General features: G+C 37.1%; 17 protein-coding genes. 2 read left to right on the forward strand and 15 right to left on the reverse strand.

Annotation, left to right across the window (positions count from 1 at the left end):
• Positions 1-16 precede the first annotated feature (16 nt).
• The 3 genes from Q1K37_RS03960 to uraA form a co-directional block, all read right to left on the reverse strand.
• Positions 17-4,933, reverse strand: a complete 4,917-nt coding sequence (locus tag Q1K37_RS03960) for a phosphoribosylformylglycinamidine synthase (protein WP_300409574.1) — start codon at positions 4,931-4,933, stop codon at positions 17-19.
• 102 nt (positions 4,934-5,035) lie between these two features.
• Positions 5,036-5,191, reverse strand: a complete 156-nt coding sequence (locus Q1K37_RS03965) for a hypothetical protein (RefSeq protein ID WP_300409576.1) — start codon at positions 5,189-5,191, stop codon at positions 5,036-5,038.
• A 130-nt stretch (positions 5,192-5,321) separates the two neighbouring features.
• Positions 5,322-6,581: a uracil permease gene (uraA, locus tag Q1K37_RS03970; protein WP_300409578.1), complete on the reverse strand. Its 1,260-nt coding sequence runs from the start codon at positions 6,579-6,581 to the stop codon at positions 5,322-5,324.
• Between the two features lie 247 nt (positions 6,582-6,828).
• On the opposite strand from uraA, the gene Q1K37_RS03975 reads away from it, so the two are divergent.
• Positions 6,829-8,007 (forward strand): DUF819 family protein, encoded by a 1,179-nt coding sequence (locus Q1K37_RS03975; protein WP_300409580.1) that lies wholly within the window; start codon positions 6,829-6,831, stop codon positions 8,005-8,007.
• Between the two features lie 224 nt (positions 8,008-8,231).
• Complete coding sequence (locus tag Q1K37_RS03980; RefSeq protein WP_300409581.1) at positions 8,232-8,681, forward strand: transcriptional repressor; 450 nt, start codon at positions 8,232-8,234, stop codon at positions 8,679-8,681.
• A gap of 82 nt (positions 8,682-8,763) precedes the next feature.
• Here the strand turns inward: Q1K37_RS03980 and ppk1 are convergent, their stop codons facing one another.
• The 12 genes from ppk1 to Q1K37_RS04040 all read right to left on the reverse strand — a co-directional run bounded on the left by ppk1 (position 8,764) and on the right by Q1K37_RS04040 (position 21,562).
• Entirely contained in the window at positions 8,764-10,947 is a 2,184-nt protein-coding gene (ppk1, locus tag Q1K37_RS03985) for a polyphosphate kinase 1 (RefSeq protein ID WP_300409583.1), read from the reverse strand.
• 10 nt (positions 10,948-10,957) lie between these two features.
• Positions 10,958-11,860, reverse strand: coding sequence for a phosphatase (locus tag Q1K37_RS03990; protein ID WP_300409585.1), 903 nt, complete (start codon positions 11,858-11,860; stop codon positions 10,958-10,960).
• 351 nt (positions 11,861-12,211) lie between these two features.
• Complete coding sequence (gpmA, locus tag Q1K37_RS03995) at positions 12,212-12,898, reverse strand: 2,3-diphosphoglycerate-dependent phosphoglycerate mutase (protein ID WP_300409587.1); 687 nt, start codon at positions 12,896-12,898, stop codon at positions 12,212-12,214.
• Between the two features lie 206 nt (positions 12,899-13,104).
• On the reverse strand, positions 13,105-13,743 hold the full coding sequence (locus Q1K37_RS04000; protein WP_300409588.1) for a V-type ATP synthase subunit D: 639 nt from the start codon (positions 13,741-13,743) through the stop codon (positions 13,105-13,107).
• Positions 13,744-15,132 (reverse strand): V-type ATP synthase subunit B, encoded by a 1,389-nt coding sequence (locus Q1K37_RS04005; RefSeq protein ID WP_300409589.1) that lies wholly within the window; start codon positions 15,130-15,132, stop codon positions 13,744-13,746.
• Positions 15,125-16,897: a V-type ATP synthase subunit A gene (locus tag Q1K37_RS04010; RefSeq protein ID WP_300409591.1), complete on the reverse strand. Its 1,773-nt coding sequence runs from the start codon at positions 16,895-16,897 to the stop codon at positions 15,125-15,127. The genes Q1K37_RS04005 and Q1K37_RS04010 overlap by 8 nt, the downstream gene beginning before the upstream one ends.
• Positions 16,898-16,912: 15 nt before the next feature.
• Positions 16,913-17,221 carry a V-type ATP synthase subunit F gene (locus Q1K37_RS04015; protein ID WP_300409593.1) on the reverse strand — a complete coding sequence of 103 codons (309 nt, stop codon included), beginning with the start codon at positions 17,219-17,221 and terminating at the stop codon, positions 16,913-16,915.
• Positions 17,214-18,215 carry a V-type ATP synthase subunit C gene (locus tag Q1K37_RS04020; protein WP_300409595.1) on the reverse strand — a complete coding sequence of 334 codons (1,002 nt, stop codon included), beginning with the start codon at positions 18,213-18,215 and terminating at the stop codon, positions 17,214-17,216. The genes Q1K37_RS04015 and Q1K37_RS04020 overlap by 8 nt, the downstream gene beginning before the upstream one ends.
• 10 nt (positions 18,216-18,225) lie before the next feature.
• Complete coding sequence (locus tag Q1K37_RS04025; protein WP_300409597.1) at positions 18,226-18,780, reverse strand: V-type ATP synthase subunit E; 555 nt, start codon at positions 18,778-18,780, stop codon at positions 18,226-18,228.
• A gap of 26 nt (positions 18,781-18,806) precedes the next feature.
• Entirely contained in the window at positions 18,807-19,274 is a 468-nt protein-coding gene (locus Q1K37_RS04030; protein WP_300409598.1) for a V-type ATP synthase subunit K, read from the reverse strand.
• Between the two features lie 10 nt (positions 19,275-19,284).
• Positions 19,285-21,249: a V-type ATP synthase subunit I gene (locus Q1K37_RS04035; protein ID WP_300409600.1), complete on the reverse strand. Its 1,965-nt coding sequence runs from the start codon at positions 21,247-21,249 to the stop codon at positions 19,285-19,287.
• Positions 21,236-21,562 carry a hypothetical protein gene (locus tag Q1K37_RS04040; RefSeq protein WP_300409602.1) on the reverse strand — a complete coding sequence of 109 codons (327 nt, stop codon included), beginning with the start codon at positions 21,560-21,562 and terminating at the stop codon, positions 21,236-21,238. The genes Q1K37_RS04035 and Q1K37_RS04040 overlap by 14 nt, the downstream gene beginning before the upstream one ends.
• Positions 21,563-21,591 lie beyond the last annotated feature (29 nt).

Below are 21,591 nucleotides of genomic sequence, written 5' to 3' on the forward strand. Positions count from 1 at the left end.
TTTCTCCTCAATTCCTTTATTTATCTAAGCCCTTAGTAAAATAATCCACTGCAGAACCAAATAGGTTTTGCACTTCTATATCATAGATATTCTTATAGATATCCGGTGTAACTCTTTCACTATGACCCATTTTACCAATTATTTTACCATCCTTTGACATGATGGACTCAATTGAATAATCAGCGCCATTATAGTTTTCTACATATTGGCTGACAACTTGTTCGTTTTCAAGTAATTCCTTTAGTTTATCTTCCCCAAGGACAAATCTTCCCTCACCATGGGAGATTGGAACCTTGTAGGTCTTTCCAGCTTCAACCCTTGTCAACCATGGAGAGTTATTTGTAAGGACTTTAGTCTCTGCAATACATGCAATATGTCTTCTGCAGGTGTTAAAGGTTATGGATGGGTCCTCTTCCTTGGTTTCAGTCACTTTTCCATATGGAAGAAGTCCTGTCTTTATAAGGGCTTGGAATCCGTTACAAATTCCTATTACAAGTCCGTCATTTTCTTCTAACATGTAGTCAATTGCATCTGAAATCTCCTTGCTTCTTAAAACATTGGCAATGAATTTTCCTGATCCATCAGGTTCGTCCCCCATGGAAAAACCTCCTGGGATTGCAAATATTTGAGATTTTCTAATTGACTCTGCCAATTCCGTTATGGACTCTTCGATATCATTTTTATCTTGGTTTCTAAAGACCTTAACTTCACCAGTTGCACCATTTTCCTTAAAGGCTTCTAGGGTGTCCCATTCACTGTTTGTTCCTGGGAAGGAAGCTACCGTTACAAATGGCTTTTCACAAGGTTTATTTGAAACCAATCCTCTCTCTACTCTATTGTTTTGAAGTTCCTTAAGTTCAATATTTTCCTTTGGTTTAAACACCTTGTCTAAAGTGTGAAGATAGTTTTCTTCAAGGGCCTGTTCATCAAGTTTGACTTTATTTACAACTATATCATCAGAAAACTCACCTATTTTTTCAATAAAGTCCCTGTCTTCAAGGTATTCAACTATAAATGTTCCATACCTTGGTGAATATAGATCCTCTAATTCAATGTCAAAACCTGTATTTCCCACAGCATTAGTATAAATCAGCGGTAATGTACCCTTGTGGTTTACGGCAATTGCAGTAATGATGTTTCCATCTACTATATCTTCGTGGATTTTTTCCATATTTGCCTTTAACTCTTCCAAATCAAGCATTCCATTTTTATCAAATGAAATGTTTACAAGTCCCAGATGACCCTTTCCTTTAAAGTCTTGAGATGTGATATTTTCAAGATCTTCTGTAGTCACAGCAAAGGAAATTAGAGTTGGTGGCACTGAAATGTCTTCAAAGGTTCCACTCATAGAGTCCTTTCCTCCAATTGGAGGTGCCTTGAAGAACTTTGCAGCCACATATGCTCCAAGTAGTGATTTTAGTGGTTTTGACCAGGACTTTTCATCTGTAAGTCGCTCGTAATATTCTTGGAATGTTAGTCTTATCTTGTTAAGGTCGGATCCTGTTGCAACAAGTTTAGAAATGGATTCGATAACTGCATAGTACCCTCCTAAAAACTGAGATTGTTCAGAAAGATAAGGGTTAAATCCATAGCTCATTATAGAGGAAGTCTTAGTCTTATATTCATCAGTATATGGGATAAGTGCAGCCATTGCCTGAGACTGGTTGTACTGCTTTTTACCTCCATATGGGTGTAAGACTGTACCTCTACCAACGGATGCATCGAATAGTTCCATTAAGTTCTTTTGACTTGTAATATTCAAATCGCCTAAATAGTCCTTTAGATTTTCAGGACTATTGTCTTTATTTTTCAAAATTGTAGGTACGTCTTCATTATCCACCATCACATCTTGGTTTCTTGTTGCTCCATTGGTGTTGATAAAGTCATAGGATAGTTCACATACAACTTCATCTTCAAAGTACATTATCATTCTATTTTTGTCATTTATTTCAGCAACCTTTGTGTATTCAAGGTTTTCCATGTCACAGTATTTTGCAAACTCCTTATAGTCGGTCTCCCTTATTAAAACCGCCATCCTCTCTTGGGATTCGGAGATTGCAATTTCCATTGGGCTAAGTCCCCTATATTTTAAAGGCACTCTGTCCAAGTGAATGGTGATTCCATCGGCAATTTCACCAATGGCAACACAAACTCCCCCTGCACCAAAGTCGTTACACTTCTTTATAAGTCTTGTAACATTTCCATTTCTAAAGAGTCTTTGAATCTTTCTTTCTTCTGGAGCATTACCCTTTTGAACCTGTGCAGACTCGGTGTTGATGGATTCCTCAGTATGGGTCTTAGATGAACCAGTCGCTCCACCAATTCCGTCCCTTCCAGTCTTTCCACCTAGAAGAAGGACTATGTCGCCAAGCTCTGGCTCTTCTCGAACGACATTTTCCATTGGAGCCGCCGCTATAACTGCTCCTGCTTCAAGTCTTTTAGCTACATAGCCTGGGTGATAAACTTCCTCTACAAATCCAGAAGGTAAACCGATTTGGTTTCCATAGGAAGAGTAGCCTAGTGCAGCTTCACGAACAATTTTAAGTTGAGGTAACTTTCCAGGTAATGTCTTATCAATTTCCTGTCTTGGGTCATCTGCTCCAGAAATTCTCATGGCTTGATAAACATAGGATCTTCCAGAAAGCGGGTCTCTGATTGCACCACCTAGGCAGGTACTCGCTCCACCCAATGGTTCAATTTCTGTAGGGTGATTGTGGGTTTCATTCTTAAACATCAAAAGGTAGTCCCTAAGTTCCTCTTTTCCGTCTATGTCAACCCTTACCTTTATCTTTACAGAACATGCATTTATCTCGGATGAAATCTCTAAGTCTTCAAGTTCTCCCGTTTCCCTAAAGTATTTTCCTAAAATGGTACCAAGGTTCATCAAGGAGATTTCCTTTGTAACGCCAAGACTCTCCCTCATACATAGATAGTCTTGGAAGGTTTCCCTTATGATGGTGTCTAGTGCCGTCTTTTCACTAAAACCTACCTTTAAGAAGGTGTTAAAAGTCGTATGTCTACAATGGTCTGACCAGTAGGTATCCAAAACTCTTATTTCAGTAATATTAGGGTCTCTCTTTTCACTCTTAAAGTAGTCCCTGATGCATTTTAAATCTTCCAAACTCATGGCAAGATTTTGCTCTTCTAAGAACTTTTCAAGGCCAAGGTCATCAAGTTCAATAAAGCGCTTAAATACAGGATTGTCCCTGTTTACACTTCCCTGTTGTGCCAATGTAGTTGGAATTCCAAGAAGAGGGACCCTTTGTGAGTCCACAGGATTTACCAAAAACTGAGCAATTCTATCTACTTCTTCCTCAGTAACACCTGTTATGGAGTAGACAGTTGAAGTTTGAGAATTTACTTCCTTTCCCAAAACCAAATAGCAAGTGTCAATTAAAGCCTGTCTTCTTTGGTCAAATTGACCTGGTAAATAGGATACGCAGATTGCATTTTCCATGGAAGCCTGTAAGTCCAAGGCCTCTTTTCCTATATAGATGGAGTCCACAACTTTTTCAGAAAGGATGGTATCTTTTATCCTATCCAAATCATTGTCGGATATTTCCATGTCATATCTATTGTAAATTTGAACATCCTTAGGCTCAATTCCCAGTGCATTTTGGATTTCCTCTTTTAATTCCTTAGCCCTATAGTTGAACCTGTCCTTCTTACAAACATAAACCCTCTTTACAGTTGGTCCTATGTCCTTTCTATATTGAATATCTTCAAAGTTTATCTTCTTAGCGTCTTCATAGACTTGGTTTTTTGCATCGTCAAAGTCGTCACTTAAAGCTACCAGGTTTAACACTCTACCACCGGATGTGAAGTAGTCCTCTCCCTCTTTTTTGGTTCCAGCGTGAATAATATCGGACTTAATATCTTCACCAATATCAATCTTTAAGTTCTTTTTATAATCTCCTGGGTAGCCACCTGAAGTAAGGACAAGACAAATTGCCTTTTTATCGTTTACCTTAAGATCTACAGAATTCAGCTCTCCTGAAGCAGTCTTTTCAAGTAGGTCAAGTAAGTCATTTTCTATAAGCGGAAGGATTACTTGAGTTTCAGGGTCTCCAAACCTTACGTTAAATTCAAGAACATAGATTCCACTTTGATTTATCATAAGGCCTATAAATAGAGCTCCTCTATAGTCTAGGTTTTCTTCTTTAAAGCCCATTAAAACCTTGTCTAAAATCTCTTCTCTTACCTTTGGCATAAAGCTTTCCGCCTCTAAGTTGGGAGCATATGTTCCCATTCCTCCAGTATTAGGACCCTTTTCATTTTCAAATACCTTCTTATGATCCTTAGAGGTTGGAAGTACTACCATGTTCTTAGAGTCGGTAAGTACTATTAAACTCATCTCAAAGCCTTGGATAAATTCTTCAACGACAATTTTCTTCTCCTCAAAAACGCCGTCATTGAGTACTTCTTCTATGAATTTGTCTGATTCTTCAATATTATTGACAATTTTTACACCCTTGCCAGCTGCAAGACCATCAGCTTTAAGTACAGCTTTTCCCTTTTCTTCTATCAGTTTATTTGAAAAATCCTTAGCCTCTTCTACCTTGTCTGTTTCCAGATAGTCGGCAGTCTTTATATTATGTCTAGTTAAAAAGTCCTTTGTAAATGCCTTGGACTTTTCAAACATAGCCTCTTTTTCCTTAGGACCAAATACCTTTAGACCTTTTTCTTCAAATAGATCTACAACACCTTCGCAAAGCGGTGCTTCCGGTCCCACTACTGTAAAGTCGATCTCTTTTTCAAGTGCAAATTTAACAAGCGCCTCCAAGTCTTCACTTTCTATACCTACATTTTCTCCAAGGGCTTTAGTTCCTCCATTTCCAGGAGCAAAATAAAGCTCACGGCTACTATCGCCTTCCAGTAGTTTATGTCCTATAGCGTATTCCCTGCCTCCGCTACCAATTATAAGTATTCTCATAATTCCTCCCCTTGTAATAATTTGGATTAAATTCTTGTAAGTTAAACAATCAAAAACTAGAGTTAGATCGTTAATAAAATAGAGAACCCCTATCGGATTCTCCTAATTTGTACCTACTTTAAGAGAACACACCAATCCCTTAGTCAGTTCCCTCTGAAATTTAAATATATAATTGTCTATCCACAGGATAATATGCTTTGAAATCAAATAAGCTTCATTCAAAGAAATTTCATTTAAATTTTTCTTAAAAATCCTCATATTATCCCCCTCATCTACTCAATCATTATATCAAACTTTCCATCAAGTTTAAATTTTTTTGTGAAAGCATGTAGAGGTTTCAAAATCAAATGTAAGAAATGAAAAAAGGAAGCATAATTACTTCCTTAAATTATTCATTCATAAGTCCTACTCTGTCAAATATATAGAAGATAAGACTTAATACCACAGCTACCAATGATGAAAGCACCATTCCTGAAAGCTGTACTCCTCCAAGATTCAATGTAACCCCTGAAAGTCCAGTTACAAAGATTACTGAAGTAAGTATTAGATTTTTAGACTTTGAATAGTCCACTCTGTCATCTACCAGAAGTCTAATTCCTGAAGAGCCTATCATACCGTAAAGTAAGAAGGTTACCCCACCAATTACATCTCCTGGAATTGTAGATATTAGAGCAGAAAGCGGTCCAATAAAGGCCATCAATATGGAAATACAAGCTGCTCCAGCAATCACATATACAGAGTAAACCCCAGTTACTGCCATTACACCAATGTTTTCACCATAGGTTGTGGTTGGAACTCCACCTATTAGTCCAGACAATGCAGTAGAAAAGTTGTCTGCAAAGATGGATCTATGAAGTCCTGGATCCTTTAATAGATTCTTCCCTATTATATTAGAGGTTACCACCTGGTGACTTATATGCTCTGACGCTATTACTAGGATAACTGGTAACATAGTCAAAATTGCCTTTAAATCAAAGGCTGGAGCTCTAAATGTTGGAAGAGTGAATAGTTTTGCTTCAAGAACTGGACTAAAGTCCACCATTCCGAAAGCAAAGGCTGTAAGATAACCAACTACTATGGCTATTAGAATTGGAATAGTTGCAAAGAACTTCCTAAAGGAAACCGAACCGATAATGGCTACGGAAAGTGTAACCAAGAATATGATTATATGTTCCGGTGATGCATTTTCCGTCATAATCTCCGCACCGATCTTTCCTCCGTTAACAGTAGACCCTGCCAACTCAAAACCGATTAGTGCAACTACAGAGCCCATTGCTGCCGGTGGTAAAACTACACCAATCCAGTCAGTTCCAAACTTATAGATGATGTAGGCAAGTATACAGCCAATCAGTCCGATGGCTATAAAACCACCTTGGGCATATTCTGGGCCCATTTGGGAAATGATTATTCCTGCAGGTCCTAGAAAAGCAAAGCTTGAACCTAGGTAGGCAGGAGCCTTTCCCTGAGTAATCAGTATAAATAACAATGTTCCAATACCATTCATCAACAATACGATGGCAGGATCAAATTTCAAAACTATAGGTACCAATACCGAAGCCCCAAACATTGCAAATGTATGTTGCAAGCTTAGTGGCAGGAGCATTGAACCTGGTACTTTTTCATTAACACCATAAATTTTCCTAGACATAATTCCTCCTTGTTTTTTCCTCTGTTTATTATACTACATGTTTCAATTAATTCCAGTTTAGGGTAAAATTTTTTACAAATATTTTAGTTTTTTTCAAAGGGATATAGAAGAGCTCTTCCTATGTAAAATTATATTTTAATGATTGTTTCAATCAATTTCGCCCTACTATATTACTTTATCATTACTTGAACATTTGTTGTTTAATGTAGTAAAATATTTATGTATTTCATAAAAAGGAGGAGATTATATGATTACAGATGGATTACAATTCATTGCGCTATTGTTCTTCATCTCCGGTATACTACTTTGGCTGGAAAAGAAATATAAAGACGGCCGTTTCTTTAAATATGTACCGGCGATGGTTATTATTTACTTTGGCTCAATGCTACTATCCACATTTAAGGTTTGGGACATGTCTGCAGAAAGTGTTTCAAACGCAAGATCCGTTATTAAGGATGCAATTTTACCAGCGATGATTTTCTTGATGCTCCTTAGAGCAGACTTAAGAGACATTGCAAAACTTGGACCTAGAATGATTATATCATTCTTTACATCAAGTGTTACAATTATCTTAGGCTTTGTCATAGCCTTTTCTATTTTTAAGGGAAGTCTTGCTGACAACGCCCATCAAACCTTGGGAGCCTTGGCAGGTAGTTGGGTAGGAGGGACCCAAAACATGGTTGCCGTACAAGAGGCTATAGGACTTGAAGGTTCAGGAATGGGATATACCTTGTTGATAGATTCAATAGACTATTCTATTTGGATAATGTTCTTGTTATTCCTTGTTCCCTTTGCTAATAAATTTAACAAGTGGACCAAGGCAGATACGACAAAGATCGACAATATCAACGCTCATCTAACAGAGAAGTTTTCAAAGATCAGTAAGGTTATTACCTATCAGGATATTTTCTTTTTACTGGGTGTTTCTTTAGCCGTAACAGCAATTACCAATGTAATTGGTGGAAAGCTTGCAGAACTTCCAGGACTATCCTTTATGGGTCAAACTGGATTGGCAATTATTACAACCACAATCCTTGGGGTTATTTGCGCAATGACTCCCCTTGCTAAAGTTCCTGGATCACCGGAGCTTTCAAATGTGATGTTGTATATGCTAATCGGTCTAATTGCATCAAATGCAAACTTCAAGGAACTTACAGAGGCACCTGCCTATATCTTGACAGGATTTGTAGTTCTTATAGTTCATGGACTTCTTATGACCTTGATAAGTAAGTTATTTAAAATGGACCTATTCACCTGTGGAGTTGCCTCCCTTGCCAATATTGGAGGTGTTGCTTCTGCACCAGTACTTGCAGCGGCTTACTCACAATCTCTAGTACCAATTGCAGTGCTAATGGCATTGTTGGGAACTATTACAGGAACTTTCTTTGGAATAGGACTTTCCCATTTCTTAGCATATATTGCTTAAAGGATACCGCTGTGAATTTTTTCATGGCGGTTTTTACTACGTAACAAACCATAATGGCAGTTTTTTATCTATTGAGTTTTTTTTGTAGATTAAAATTTACAAAAATGTCATAATTAGCTAATTATTTTCTATTTTTATAAGATAATCTGCATTTTTTGGGATTTTATATTGGAAAAGTGGTATAATATCAGTATAGATCTATTAATTAAGAAGGAATGAATCAAATGGACAACATGATTTTGTTGGATAATTTTAAAAAAGAACTTGTAAAGTCTGATATTAGGCCAACTTTTCAGAGAATAAAAATATTGGAATATTTAGAAAAAAACAAGAGCCATCCCACAGTGGATGAGATCTACTCTGCATTAGCACCTGAAATTCCAACATTATCTAAAACTACAGTCTACAATACTTTGTCCACTTTAAAAGAAGCAGGGCTTGTCAACGAGATCAAGATTGACGATGTGGAAGCGAGGTTTGACATAGTAACTAAACCCCATGGCCATTTTAAATGCGTAGAATGTGGTGATCTTTCTGATTTTGAATTTGACCTAGGCTCCATAAATCCAAAGGAGCTTTCAGATCATAAAGTTTTAAATAGGAATCTTTTTATGTTTGGGATTTGTCCAAAATGTTTAGAAAAGATGAAGGAAAACAAAATAGACAATAAGTAAACTCTACTTAATATATAACTTACATTCTAATTGCTCTAAAGGAACCCAAGATGATCAATCATCTTGGGTTCTTGCTGTCTTTTTATTTAATTCCAAAAAATCTTTTTATTCTATCAAAGAAGGACAGTTTTTCTTCTTCTTTCTTAGATTCTTCCTTAGGAGTTACCGTAAAAGGTACTGGTTTAAGTTCTCTTTCTATTGCAAGTCTCATCATGGTCTCTTGAGAGTTTACAAGTTCATCTCCCGGTTCAACTGGAACAGGCTCATAAATTCCAGAAGAATTCATAATTCTTGCCTTGGTATTGTCTTTCCACTGAATGTCCATATACTCAATAATCTTCTTTTTAATGAATTCGTCATAGATAGGAACCATTACTTCAACCCTTCGTACAAGGTTTCTAGTCATAAGGTCGGAGGATCCTATAAATACCTCTTCATTGTCTCCAAAGATAAGAACTCTTGGATGCTCTAGGTATCTTCCAACGATACTTCTGATTTCGATATTGTCAGTAAAACCTTCAACCCCTGGTCTCAGACAGGAAATCCCTCTAATTATCATCCTAACCTGAACTTTATTCCTTGAAGCCTCTTCAAGCTTCATCATAATGTCCTTGTCCGTTAAGGAATTGTATTTAAAGAAAATCTTACCATTTTCCCCTTTCGCAATCTCCTTTTCAATCTTTTCTATAATTGTAACCTTTAGTGAGTAGGGAGCTGCCAGAATATGGGAGTAATTGTTATTTACATTTTCTAGGTTTATATGGTTAAAGAAGTTGTAACAGTCCTTACCAATCCCTTGGTGTGCAGTCATCAAAGAGATGTCAGAGTATTGTTTAGAAGTGGACTCATTGTAATTACCTGTACCTATTTGACTGATATACTTTATATTTCCTTCCTGGTCCTTATAGGTTATCAAACATACCTTGGAATGAACTTTGTAGTCTTCAGTACCATATAGGATTGTACATCCTTCGTTGTAAAGGATCTGGGAGTAGTTAATGTTGGACTCTTCATCAAACCTTGCCCTAAGCTCCAACATAACCGTAACATCCTTTCCATTTTCCCTGGCCTTTACAAGATTTTTTACAACTCTGGAATTTTTAGCAAGTCTATAGATGGTAATCTTGATTGAAATAACATCGGGATTTTCCGCTGCCTCTTCCAATAGTTTCAAGAAGCTATCAATGTCTTCATAGGGATAGATTAAAAGTCTGTCCTTTTCTTCAATCTGTTGGAACAAGGACTTGTCCGACTCAATCATCTCCCCAACCTTTGGACTAAAGGCATTATAGAATATGGTTGGGTCACATTTGGTCTTTAACATGGACTCTAGACCAAAGACATTTCCCATATTAAAAGGACTGGTATAGGTAAAGAACTGGTAGTCCTTTATATTTAAATGTTCCTTTAAAAACTCCTTGGTTTGGTGATCCAGCGGACTATCTGTGTTAACCCTTACAACTTGAAGTCTAGTCCTCTTCTTCAATAGCTTTTTCATCTGCATCCTATAGTCGTCAACTTGGTCTTCCAAGTGTTCTTCATAGTTGATGTCCATGTTTCTATGAAGGTTCATAACATAGGTTTTTTTAACAGTATAGTTTGAGAAGATATCCTGTACCTTTTCCTTTAGAATCCTTTCGGTCCTAATCCACTTTTTGTCTCCAAGCATATAAAAACTTGGCAAGGAGTCTGGGATTGGTAAAAGACCTAGGCTGTACTTGTCCTTGTAACTCAGCTCACAGATAATATAGATGTTTTTATTCTCTATAAATGGAAAGGGATGAAAGAAGTCTATGATTTGCGGCGCCAAAATCGGCTTAATATGGTCATCATAAATATTTGAAATAAATTCCTTTTGTTCCCCATCCAGTTCATCATAGGTATAGGACTGAATTCCATATTGTTTTAATTCACCCATTACCCTATAGTAAAGCTCTTCATTTTCCTTTAGTAACTTTCTAGTCTTTTCATAGATTAGATCAAGTTGTTCCTGTGGAGTCATTCCAGTCTTATTATCTTCTGGCGGATTTTTCAATAAGGTCAAGTCATTCAAGGACCCTACCCTTACATTGTAAAATTCGTCTAAATTACTGTTAAAGATACTAATAAATTTTAACTTTTCATAGCTAGGATTATTCTCATCTAAGGCCTCCCTAAGAACCCTTTGATTAAATCCTAACCAGGACAGCTCTCTATTTCTAGAATAGTTGTAAATTCTTTCCTTTTTATTTTTCCCTTCACCTTTTGTTTCAGTATTTAAAGTCATGTCTCTCTCCTTAAATAGTTAAATTTAAAACTTTATATAAATATCCTTCCCTTGCTCCCTTGTCGCTAATATAGAGATTTTGAACATTTAAATAGTTTAAAATCTGTCTAAGTATTATCATACCGGGAGTAATAGTATGTATCCTTGCTGGATTTACTTGAAGCACCTGCTTTATGGCTTCCGACTTTTGTTCAATAATCTTTGAATATAAATTGTCTAAAAGCGTTCTGTCCAGCTCACAGGGAGTTGGCAAGTCAAATAATTCCATCGAAACATTGCCACAAGCTCTTATGGTACCACCTATACCATAGACGTCGGGTTTTCCCCTTACCTTGGGAATGTTAAACTTCTTTAGTGTCTTTTTAATCTCTTTTTCCATCTTCTTAGCTTCAGATTTTGTTGGAATTATCCCCTTACAATAGCCTTCTAAAAGGGATAGCGAACCTAGTTTTAAGGAATTGGAATAGTGTATCTCTCCTCCACAAACAAGTGTAATCTCCGTAGAACCACCACCAATATCCAAAATATATCCGTCTACTAGGTCAAAGTCCTGTCTTATTCCAAGATATCCAAGATTTGCTTCCTCATTTCCAGAAACCAAATCGATATTCTTTCCAACCTGTTTATCAACATACTCTAAAACCTCTTCAGAGTTTTTGATATTTCTTAGAGAAGCAGTTGCAAAGGGGTAGACCTTGTCCACACCAAAGGTGTCGCAGAGTAAAAATAATTTATTTAAAATTCCAACGATTTTATCCGCACCTTTTTTAGTTAAAAAACCCTTATTTACATAGGAGGCAATTCCCGCCACGTATTTTTTATTTGTCAGGGAAGTTATTTGCTTATTCTCATCGACTAAGTACATATTAAGTCTAATAGTATTTGAGCCTATATCTATAATTCCATATTTCATCACATCACCTCAACATTTATATACCCTAGGATCAATCTATAGTTTTATTGTTACAACATGTCAAAAAAACATATTTTCACAGATTAAAAATATAGTATCAAAGGGATGTTAATTTTGTGTTAATTTTATATATCTTTTCTTAACATTTATCCAAGGCTTTAAAAACATATTGTGTGACTTTAATTTTGTGTTTTTGTCTTAAAACATCCAGAATCAAAAGTTAAGTTTTCTAATAAATCCCCTATATTCTATGGTTTTAAATCCATTTTTGTAAAGTCAGATATAATTAAGCAACATCAACGATATCGTTAATTAAAGTCTATATTAAAAAAGAGGCAAAAAGCCTCCTCTTTACAAGTAATATTTCTTTGATAGTGTAAGGTCGTCATTTAATTCCAAAACCATAGGATGGCCTGTTGGAATTTCTAGACCCATTATCTCCTCGTCGGAAATAAATTCAATATGTTTTACTAAAGCCCTTAGTGAATTTCCATGGGCTGCCACAAGAACTGTCTTGTTATCAAGAACCTTTGGCGCAATTTCATCTTCCCAAAATGGAATTACCCTATCCAAGGTAACTTTTAAATTTTCACCAAATGGCACGGTTCCCTTTGGAAGCTGACTATACATTCTTTGATTACCTTGATAGTCCTTGGAATTTTCATCAAGGAGCGGTGGAAGTACATCATAGGACCTTCTCCAGATATGAACCTGTTCGTCACCATATTTTTCAGCAGTCTCCGCCTTGTTAAGACCTTGTAACGCACCATAATGTCTTTCATTAAGCCTCCAGGACTTAACTACTGGAACCCACATTTGGTCTATTTCTTCCAAAATGATATTACAGGTCTTGATGGCCCTCTTCAAAACTGAAGTGTAGGCAAAATCAAATTCAATTCCCGCTTTTTTAATAAGCTCTCCAGAATTTTTTGCCTCTTCATATCCCTTTTCAGATAAATCCACGTCCACCCAACCGGTGAAACGGTTTTGAAGATTCCATTCACTTTGGCCATGTCTAACAAATACTATTCTCTTCATAAGCACCAACCTTCTTATTTTTTATTTCATCAATCTTTTCTTATTAAAGTATATCACAACCAGAGAGTTTTAATATAATCAAACAGGTTAAAGATAGATTATAACTTTGTAAATGAAAAAATCTTTTAAATTTTCAGATAATTCAAGCGCATTATAAGAATAAAAAAAGCAGCATGCTAGAATTTGCTTCCAACATACTGCTAACACTATCTTTCGGCAATGATATCCTTGACCTTCATCAGTCTTGTGATGGTTGCCCTTTCATTTTCATCTAGTTTTGATCTGATATATTTAATAGTTTCCTCTAAGTCTGGAATGGTTCTGTACTCGAGAGCGTTAACTCTTCTTCTTGTCTTTTCAAGCTCCTTTGCCATCAGTTGACAAGCTTTTTCAACTTCTGCAAGTTCCAACAATTTATCCATTATCCTGTTCAAACCGTCAATGGCATTGTCCAATTCCGCAGAAGTTTGAGCATATCCATAGGGGTAGATTCCTGTGGAGTTTTCTGACTCTGTCTTTTTAAAACTCATAACGGGAATGTTTACGGACATAATATTCTTTTCTTCAATTTCCACTCCGATACTCTGTTTCGGAAAGGAAACCGCCTCTTCAAGAAATTCGGGACTCATGATGGCAGAAGCCAATAAAAAGTCCTTAAATGACTTACTAAGCTCCTCCTCTACCTCTTCCCTAAGTTCCTTGTTTCTTCGGATAAGGCTGATGAATCGTCGCATCAGCTCATCCTGTTTGTCCTTTAGAAGTTTATGTCCTCTCTTAGAGGTTGTAAGTCTGGCCTTTAACTCTGACAATTTCATTCTTGTAGGGTTAACATTTAGCTTAGCCATCTAATCATCCCCTTGAGTCTTTTGATCCAAATACTTATCCAAATATTCATCTCTGATTCTCTTAAGCTCAGTTCTTGGAATTATTCTAAGCAATTTCCAACCTAAGTTAAGAGTTTCTTCAATGGTTCTATTGTTATAATAACCTTGGTTTACATATTCCTTTTCAAATTCCTCTGCAAATTTCGCGAAGGCTTTGTCTGCGTTGGAAAGTGCAGTTTCTCCTAGGATTACCGCCAAGTCCCTGGCCTCTCTTCCCGATGCATATCCAGCATAGATTTGGTTCATGGTGTCTGCATGGTCTTCTCTGGTCTTACCCTTACCAATACCCTTGTCCTTTAGACGGGAAAGTGAAGGAATTACAAATATAGGTGGTTCAATACCAGATTTGTACAAATCCCTTGATAGGATTATCTGTCCTTCAGTTATATACCCTGTCAAGTCAGGGATTGGATGGGTTATATCCTCTTCAGGCATGGTCAAGATTGGTATTTGGGTGATGGAACCCTTTCTTCCCTTAACTCTACCTGCTCTTTCATATATTGTAGAAAGGTCGGTATATAGATATCCTGGATATCCACGTCTTCCTGGTACTTCCTTTCTAGCAGCAGATACTTCACGAAGGGCTTCAGCATAATTTGTCATGTCCGTCAAGATTACAAGTACGTGCATGTCCTTTTCAAAGGCCAAGTACTCTGCACAGGTCAGTGCCATCTTCGGAGTTGCAAGTCTTTCGATTGCCGGGTCATTTGCAAGGTTTATAAATAAAACAGCCCTATCTATGGCACCGGTTTCGGTAAAGTCGTCTATAAAGAACTGCGCCTCTTCAAAGGTGATACCCATAGCTGCAAAGACTACGGCGAACTTATCCTTTCCACCAAGTACCTTTGCCTGTCTTGCTATCTGTGCTGCAACATTGTTATGTGGCAGACCAGAAGCGGAGAATATAGGCAACTTTTGACCTCTAACCAAGGTGTTAAGCCCATCAATTGTAGAAATTCCAGTTTGGATAAACTCTGATGGGTAGTCCCTTGCCACCGGGTTTATAGGCGTTCCGTTTATGTCGATGGACTTTTCCGGAATTAGCTTTGGACCATTATCGATTGGATTTCCTAAACCATCGAATACTCTTCCTATCATGTCCTCGGATACCCCAAGTTCAAGGGGTCTTCCTAAGAATCTAACAGTCGTCTCCTTTAAGTTTATACCTGCTGAACCCTCGAAGATTTGCACCATAGCCTGATCTCCGTTGATCTCTATAACACGACCTCTTCTCTTTTCCCCATTTTGAAGTTGAATGTCCACAAGTTCTTCAAACTTAACTCCAGAAACTCCTTCTACTGCCATAAGAGGTCCTACAACTTCAGAAACTGATTTATATTCTTTAAGCATTAATAGTACCTCCTTTTTCAACTAATTTAGAAAATTCATCCTTCATGTCGGATTTTATATCTTCAAATTTATTTAAATCATCTTCATGAATATTCTTAGATCTTGCAATTCTTTCTCTAATTTCCATGTTTTCAATTTCTGACATATATGCCCCACTGTCTAAGGCTTCAAGGGCCTCGTCATAGAATGAAAGAACAAGTTCTAACATCTTATACTGTTTTGCCAGTGAACAGTAGGTGTCCACTTCATGGAAGGCATTTTGTTGCAAGAAGTCTTCTCTTATTGACTTTGTAACTTCAAGTTTTAGTTGGTCTGTTTCAGAAAGGGAGTCCCTACCTACCAGTCTAACTATTTCTTGTAGCGCTGACTCTTCTTGTAAAAGTGCCATTGCTCTCATTCTAAGCTTTGAGAAGTTCTTGTCTATATTTTCATCTAAATACCTATCTACCTTTACTTGATATAGTGAATAGGAATTTAGCCAGTTGATTGCAGGGAAGTGTCTTCTGTAGGAAAGAGCGTAGTCAAGTCCCCAGAACACCTTTACAATTCTTAAAGTCGCTTGGGAAACCGGCTCTGAAATATCTCCACCAGGAGGTGAAACCGCTCCAATTACAGTAAGTGCTCCAACTCTTTCATCTTCACCTACACATACTACCTTACCCGCTCTCTCGTAGTAGTCTGCAATTCTTGATGCAAGATACGCAGGATAACCTTCGTCTCCAGGCATCTCTTCAAGACGACCGGACATCTCTCTTAGAGCCTCCGCCCATCTAGATGTGGAGTCCGCCATCATGGCCACTGAATATCCCATGTCTCTAAAGTACTCAGAGATTGTTATACCAGTATAGATGGATGCTTCTCTCGCCGCAACCGGCATATTGGATGTATTTGCTATAAGCACTGTTCTCTTCATCAGAGATTCCCCTGTCTTAGGGTCGATGATTTCAGGGAATTCCATAAGAACGTCTGTCATCTCGTTTCCACGTTCACCACAACCAACGTAGACAACTATCTCTGCATCCGCCCATTTTGCAAGCTGATGCTGTACAACCGTCTTTCCTGAACCAAAGGGTCCTGGTATGGCTGCAGCTCCTCCTTTAGTTACTGGGAAGAAGGTGTCTATAACCCTTTGTCCTGTAACAAGAGGCTCTGTAGGGTCCAACTTCTTAACATATGGTCTACCAGTTCTAACAGGCCATTTTTGCATCATGGTAAGTTCTTTGTCGCCATTTTCAGTTTCTACGGTACACACAGTCTCAACTACTGTAAAAGATCCAGATTTAATGTCCTTTACAGTTCCCTTTACTCCCATCGGAACCATTATCTTATGACTTACAATTGGTGTCTCTTGAACTGTACCAATTACATCTCCCGGGGTAACTTCGTCTCCAGCTTTTACAGTTGGAACAAAGTCCCATTTTTTCTCCCTATTTAGCGCCTTTACAGAAACTCCTCTAGTTAAGAAATCTCCAGCGGCGTCTTGCAAAGCTTGAAGGGGTCTTTGAATCCCGTCAAACATCTGCTCAATAAGGCCCGGTCCCAATTCTATAGACAAAGGAGAACCTGTAGTTACAACCTTATCTCCAGGTCCAATTCCTGTAGTCTCCTCATATACCTGAATGGAGGCTTTGTCACCTCTCATCTCAATGATTTCTCCGATGAGCTTATCTTCTGAAACTTCAACAACGTCATAAACATTGGCATTATCCATACCTTCAGCTACAACTAAAGGTCCGGATACCTTAATAATTTTTCCTTCTTTCAATATAAGCTCTCTCCTTTATAAAATATTAGATCCAACGGCTTTTTCAACGTTCTTATTGATTCTATCAAGTCCAATGTTCAAAGAACCTTGGTTAGATGGTATCAATATAACCGCTGGGGTAATTTCATTATTATATCTTTCGATAGTCTCTGGTATAAGTTTGGCAAGTTGTTCCGTTATAAATATGATTCCATAGTTTTCCTTGGCCAACTTATCCACGATTTGCCTTGTTTCCATAGCTTCCAAAGCGGTAAAAACCTTAACTCCCAAAGCTCTAAATCCAAGGACAGAATCTCTATCACCAACTACGGCTACTCTATGCATATGTCTCACGTAACCTTTCTTTTATGAAATTCTTAGGTAGATTATTTAACTTAGAAACAAGTACTATTCTAAGATTTCTAATCTCGTTTTCCTTAGCCATTAAATAGGCAAAGGGAACTTCAGGTCCATAAGTTACCTTTTTAGCTTCTTTAATAAGACTTATAATATAGTCGTCCATGCTCTTTTCAAAAGCGGAAAGACTCTTCGTATTACTATAGTCCTTGATGCTTTCCCTCAAATAATAGTAGATTCTTGCCGACTTTATAAGAGGACTGTTTTCATCTATCTTTGCAAAAAGATTTTCTCTAAACTTATCTAAATCTATAGTTCCTCCAGGAATTATAATCTTATCTAAAAAGTGTAGGTCTATGTTTTGATTTTGTGCCCTTAAAAGAGTTCTTATATTTGTAAAGTCGATTAAGTCCTCAACATATTGCACAAACATCTCTACATCTAACTTTTCAGCTACTTCCTTTAAATTCTCGAAGTACTCCCTGTCGGTGTAAACATCTATAAGCTGAGGATCCTTTTTATCCAAGTAGTCGTCGTATACCTTGTTGATAACCCCAGCATATCTTGTATCAAGCTGGGCTCTATCTCCGGACTCAAAGTCCTCCCTAAGCTCTTCAAAGTCAAAATCTCCTATGTCTATAAACATGTGGGAATAGTCCCTACCGCTTATCTTCTCCTTTAACATCACCTTTAAATTGTGATATTCGTACTTCATAGTGAGAAGATTTACTACTTCAGGACTTTTTAGCATCTGACCAAACTTCTTGTATAGATCCTGTAATGCCTCTTTTAGCGCAACTTCATAGTCTTGAGGTCTTTCCAACTTTGTAAAGTACTCTTGATAAGATGTGTCATTTAAAAGTCTAACGGCACTGGCCAAGTCTTCAGACTCTGCCATTCTATCAAAGAAATTTTCAGTAAGAAGGTCTTTTTCATAAACTCTTGTAGTTGTTGAGCTTTGGATAAAGTCTTGTCTATCCATAAAATCCCTCCTATTTCTCAAATAATTTTTGAACTATCAAAGTTTCCAAATCCTGTTTCATAAAATCTACAATTCCAGAAAAGTCGTTGTTGATTATGGAGTTTCCGTCATAGAATTTAAATCCATTTTCTACATATTTGTCGGAAATCTTGTAATTTAACCCCAACTTTTTAAAAGCTTCAACTCTGTTTTCCTGTAAAGAAATTGTAGCTTCATTAGACAGATTAGATTTTTTTAAAGCTGCTTGAACAATTGATAAATAGGTCTGTTCGTCGAGATTCTTTAGCTTTTCCTTAGCCATTTTAATAATCTTTTCGATTACTCCCTGTTTAGCCTCCAGCTGTTCATCCCTAGCCTTTAGAGTTGCACTATTTAATATCTTTTCCAAAAGGTTTTGAGACTCTAGCTCCGCCTTTGAGATAATCGCAAGTTTTTCATCCTTTGCCTTACTTTCTATCTTGGCTAACTCTTCATCTCTCTTTTCTTCAGCTTCTTTAATAATTTGGTCAGACTCAGACTTTGCATCCTTTAAAATTTGATTTATTATATTATCTAAATTTGACATCTAATCACATCCTCACCGCTCAAGAACTATATTCTTGTTAGCATTAAGAATGAAAATGCGAAACCTAAAATTGCGTATAACTCAACCATTACTGCATATACTATACCTTTAACTTGATGTTCCTCATTCTTTGCAAGGATGTTCATACCTGCAACGGACACCTTAGCTTGTGCCTTAGCTGAAACAAGACCACCAATACCAACTGGAAGTGCAGCACAGATATAGTAAAATCCATTTTCAAGAGGAATACCCGCTTGAATCTTAAATAGTATTAAAAGACCGATAACGAAACCGTAAAGTCCTTGGGTACCTGGTAGCAATTGGATTACAAGGGACTTACCGAATTTTTCTGGTTCCTCAATAATGATGCCTGCAGCAGCTTCCCCTGCCATTCCAACACCTTTAGCAGATCCTATACCACCTAGGAATACCGCCAATGCAGCAGCTAATGCTGTTAATATAAATCCTCCGTTTTGAATAAAAAATTCCTTCATTCTATTCCTCCTATTTATTTTCGTTTTTTTGTAAATCAAAATATTTAGGTTTATTTATTAAACCTTTAAAGGCCTTTCCTCCGCCTTCATAGAATTTGTTAAACATCTCTACATATATAAGTCTTGCAGAGTGAACATATGCACTTAGGTATGATAGGAATAAGTTAAATAGTTGGAAGACTACAAAAACTATAACCCCTCCAATTATTCCAACGATTCCACCACCAAAGAGCATTTTTACGATTATATTTATTGCCAAGGCTATAAATCCTCCGGCAAGTCCAAGGGCCATCAGTCTAAGGTAGGAAACAAAGTCTCCAATATATCCTGTTAGGCCATAGACTTCGTTTAACCCTATGGCAAGTCTACCTCCCCAACCCTTAGCGGCTCTACCAGCTGTTAAGAACATTCCAACCATTCCTATAACCATCATTACTATACCCACTTTTTTAGCAATTTCAGGTAACTTAGCTGGACCTGCAGCTGCAGCTAGAATTATTCCAATAAGAGTTAGATATAAAAATCCTACATCATATATAGCCCCTTTAAAATCCTTATCCCTTATTAGCATATAGGCCTTAATACCAAGGGCAAAGAAAATATGAATACCACCTAGTATTAATGAAACCAGGATGATTAACATGGAATCCTCTGTTTGACTCAATAACGGTCTATATGGTAGTGAAATACCAAAAAACGAACCGTATATAAGTCCCCATAGCATTGTAGGAATACTTAAAAACATAAAGAACTTAACATTTCTCTTAAAGTCCTCTCTCAAGTTAAAAAATTTAAGTCCTACTATACAAAGAATAAAAAGTAAAAGTCCATATCCCAAATCCCCAACCATCATTCCTGCAAAGAAAGCATAAAACGGTGCAAATAGTGGAGTAGGATCCACTTCACTGTACTTTGGAAGGGAATACATCTCTGTAAGACCTTGAAAAGCTCCAGCAAATTTACCATTTTCAAGGATTATTGGTACATTTGGATCTTCTTTTCTGGCATCTTCAATGTCCAAGGAATATCTGTCCTTTAAAATATTACTTACAGTGGATTTGAACTCTTCCACCATCCTCGTAGGAACATAGCCTTGAATGAGATTTAATTTTTTTGTTCTTTGAAAATTCTCTACAGACTCTTCACGAAGCCTTTGATTTTCCAAGTATTCATAATATACCTTTAAATCCTCTAGTTGATCTGTGGAGGATCTGAAGATGTCCTCTTGTTTTTTTATAGCCTGTTTATTGTCTTCAATGGACTTGGAAAGCCTTAGGATTTCATCCTTTACAACCTGGTTTGTACCTATTGTGACTGGAGTAAAACCATGCCTTCTAAGGGTTTCCATATCCCTTCTAACATTGTCTGGAATACCAGCAAATACCACATATGCATTGCCCTTATTCTCCGACAAGATGTCCATAGAAACATCAGTGTATTTACTTAAATCCTGTTTTAGTTCCTCTAAATACTTAGTTGGAACAGTTCCAGTTTGGATGGCTGTTCTCTTTAGATTATAGAGAGATTTAACAGGAATCGTTAGGTCTTCCCAATGTTTTAAATCGGAAACCAACTGACTTTCATTGTGAATCTCTTGTTTTGCTTCATCAATGACCTTTTGAGAGCTTTCAAGCTTTTTATAGAGGGATTTAAAATCAAAGGTCCTACCCTTTTCTACAATCTCCTCATAGCTATAGGAGCGAACTCCTTCTTTTAACTCTTGAAGTTTAGGTTTTTTCTCCACATACTTCGATAGAGTTTCAATGCTCCAGTTTGCCCTCTGTAAGTCCTCCTGTACTCCAAGAAGAGTACTGTCTGGAATTACCTTCTTTAAGATGGACTCTTTTTCTTCATCCTTAGTTTTGTTGAGGTCATTGAAATGTACATATTCGAAGTCCTGCAATTGTTTTAGCAATGAACTTCTATCATAATCAAATGCAAGTAAGTTAAACTTACTCATTTTAACCATTGACATATTCCGATACAACCCTCTCTACAATTGAATTTGCGACCTCTTGGAGTTTTCCTTCGTCCATATTTTGTATCTTATGAACTATCTCATTTGACTGCTGAATTATTGGAGCTTCCTTTTTTTCTCCCTCAATTCGAGCATTTTTTAATAAATCCTCCCTGGTCTTTTCGCCATCTTCTATGATACTGTCATACTTTTCCTTACCTACAGTCTTTATTTGAGCCAAGATACCTTCGGCTTTTTTCTTCGCATCTTGTACGATTTCATCGCCTTTGGATTCGGCTTCCCTAATCTGTTCAACCATATTTGAAGCCATAGATTCACCTCCTTATGATAGATAACGAT

Origin of the sequence: Lagierella sp. (assembly GCF_029983815.1) — a bacterium.
Taxonomy (GTDB): domain Bacteria; phylum Bacillota; class Clostridia; order Tissierellales; family Peptoniphilaceae; genus Mediannikoviicoccus.

Coding starts and splice junctions, on each gene's coding strand:
- Q1K37_RS04035 (WP_300409600.1), bottom strand. CDS start 21,249: ATGTCAATGGTTAAAATGAGTAAGTTTAACTTACTTGCATTTGATTAT.
- Q1K37_RS04005 (WP_300409589.1), bottom strand. CDS start 15,132: ATGCTTAAAGAATATAAATCAGTTTCTGAAGTTGTAGGACCTCTTATG.
- Q1K37_RS03980 (WP_300409581.1), top strand. CDS start 8,232: ATGGACAACATGATTTTGTTGGATAATTTTAAAAAAGAACTTGTAAAG.
- gpmA (WP_300409587.1), bottom strand. CDS start 12,898: ATGAAGAGAATAGTATTTGTTAGACATGGCCAAAGTGAATGGAATCTT.
- Q1K37_RS03990 (WP_300409585.1), bottom strand. CDS start 11,860: ATGAAATATGGAATTATAGATATAGGCTCAAATACTATTAGACTTAAT.
- Q1K37_RS03965 (WP_300409576.1), bottom strand. CDS start 5,191: ATGAGGATTTTTAAGAAAAATTTAAATGAAATTTCTTTGAATGAAGCT.
- Q1K37_RS03975 (WP_300409580.1), top strand. CDS start 6,829: ATGATTACAGATGGATTACAATTCATTGCGCTATTGTTCTTCATCTCC.
- ppk1 (WP_300409583.1), bottom strand. CDS start 10,947: ATGACTTTAAATACTGAAACAAAAGGTGAAGGGAAAAATAAAAAGGAA.
- Q1K37_RS04025 (WP_300409597.1), bottom strand. CDS start 18,780: ATGTCAAATTTAGATAATATAATAAATCAAATTTTAAAGGATGCAAAG.
- Q1K37_RS03960 (WP_300409574.1), bottom strand. CDS start 4,933: ATGAGAATACTTATAATTGGTAGCGGAGGCAGGGAATACGCTATAGGA.
- uraA (WP_300409578.1), bottom strand. CDS start 6,581: ATGTCTAGGAAAATTTATGGTGTTAATGAAAAAGTACCAGGTTCAATG.
- Q1K37_RS04030 (WP_300409598.1), bottom strand. CDS start 19,274: ATGAAGGAATTTTTTATTCAAAACGGAGGATTTATATTAACAGCATTA.
- Q1K37_RS04015 (WP_300409593.1), bottom strand. CDS start 17,221: ATGCATAGAGTAGCCGTAGTTGGTGATAGAGATTCTGTCCTTGGATTT.
- Q1K37_RS04040 (WP_300409602.1), bottom strand. CDS start 21,562: ATGGCTTCAAATATGGTTGAACAGATTAGGGAAGCCGAATCCAAAGGC.
- Q1K37_RS04000 (WP_300409588.1), bottom strand. CDS start 13,743: ATGGCTAAGCTAAATGTTAACCCTACAAGAATGAAATTGTCAGAGTTA.
- Q1K37_RS04020 (WP_300409595.1), bottom strand. CDS start 18,215: ATGGATAGACAAGACTTTATCCAAAGCTCAACAACTACAAGAGTTTAT.